The organism is Bradyrhizobium sp. P5_C11_2, from assembly GCF_054049755.1.
The window spans coordinates 1-1,476 of record NZ_JBFULT010000976.1 but is presented as its reverse complement, the minus strand read 5'-3'; the positions used below and the strand labels follow the sequence as shown (position 1 = coordinate 1,476).

Here is a 1,476-nt window from a genome sequence, read left to right as displayed (position 1 = left end):
GGCCAACTCCGCCTCGCGCTCCCGCGTCTCGTCCACCGGCTCCGGCACGTGCGGGCCCATCGGGTCTTCCCGGCGCGATTTGCGGGCACGCAGCATGTCGAGGCAGATGCGCGCGACCACCGTGGTCAGCCAGCCCCGCAGGTTCGCGACATCGGACGTGTCGCTGCGGCTGAGCCGTAGCCAGGCCTCCTGCACGGCGTCGTCGACCTCGCCGCGCGAGCCCAGCATCCGGTAGGCGACGCTGCGCAAATGGTCCCGGTTGGCCTCGAACTGCCAGCTGAGAAAATTTTCTTCGACGTTTTTTTCGGTCATCGGTCACATTCCCTCATCGCGATCCGTCATGCCCATGACGAAGCCAATCCGGCCGATGTGACCGGAACCTTCGAAATTCGACCGATGGAGACGACAATGATGCACGCCCGCATGAATCACCCCGTCATGGTCCTGCCCGAGGCCATGAATGTCCTGCAATCTCTCGGCAATTTGACCAAGCAGGGCCTGCCGGAAAAGCTCCTGGAACTGGTGCACCTGCGCGCCAGCCAGATCAATGGCTGCAGCGTCTGCGTCGACATGCATCCCAAGATCGCCCGCAAGGCGGGCGAGACCGACGAGCGCCTGTTCGCGGTGTCGGCCTGGCGCGATGCGCCCTATTTCACCGACGCCGAGCGCGCGGCGCTGGCGCTCACCGAATCCGTCACCCGTCTCGCCGATCGCGAAGATCCGGTGCCGGACGCGATCTGGAACGCGGCCGCCAAGCATTTTGACGAGCGCGAGCTTGCAACCCTGATCCTCTCGATCGCGACGATCAATGTCTGGAACCGGCTCAACGCGACGATCAAGATGCCGGTCGGCGTGTGGAAGGTGGCGTGAGTTTCTTCGCCTCTCCCCGCGCGCGGGGGGAGGCCGGAATTTGCGCAGCAAATTCCGGGTGAGGGGGAGTCTCCGCGATTCTAACTCTTACCGTCCTCGCGGAGGCTCCCCCTCACCCCACCCTCTCCCCGCAAGCGGGGCGAGGGAGATCAACGGCGGTGCGCTCCTTACACGCGCTACTCCGCCAGAAACGCGTTCACGGCCTCGCCATACTCCAGCGGCGCCTGCTCGAACATCCAGTGGCCGGCATTCGGGATCACCGCCGTCCTGCTGCCTGCGATGTGCTCGGCCAGCACGCGCCACATCACCGCCAGGCTTCCCGTCGTCGCGCCGCCGCCGATCAGCAGCGTCGGCGTCCTGATCGCCTGCGCGTCCGCGAGCGTATAGGGCTTTCGCTGCTCGTTGATCTGGCCGAGGAAGGTGATGGCGTTGTCGCGCAATTGCTGTTTCGCCGCCGCCGGCACGCGTCGCCATGAGCCGTCGCCTTCGATGCCTTCATAGAAGTTCTGCAACGCGCCCTCGATGTCGCCGGCCCGGATCATCTCGACCGAGCGTGCCGTGCGCGCGGCGAGCGGCGGATGCGCGGGCGTGCCGGCCGGCACCGGC

3 protein-coding genes are annotated in these 1,476 nt (G+C 66.3%); 1 reads left to right on the top strand and 2 read right to left on the bottom strand.

What is annotated here, in order from left to right:
- Positions 1-312: sigma factor (locus ACXJL8_RS40875; RefSeq protein ID WP_456687018.1), on the bottom strand; the 312-nt coding region annotated here is incomplete at its 3' end.
- Between the two features lie 99 nt (positions 313-411).
- On the opposite strand from ACXJL8_RS40875, the gene ACXJL8_RS40870 reads away from it, so the two are divergent.
- The gene (locus ACXJL8_RS40870; RefSeq protein WP_456617558.1) at positions 412-870 is read left to right on the top strand and encodes a carboxymuconolactone decarboxylase family protein; all 459 of its coding nucleotides are present in this window, start codon (positions 412-414) and stop codon (positions 868-870) included.
- Positions 871-1,046: 176 nt separating this feature from the next.
- Here the strand turns inward: ACXJL8_RS40870 and ACXJL8_RS40865 are convergent.
- Positions 1,047-1,476 (bottom strand): alpha/beta fold hydrolase (locus tag ACXJL8_RS40865; RefSeq protein ID WP_456687017.1); only part of this gene is annotated, 430 nt, incomplete at its 5' end.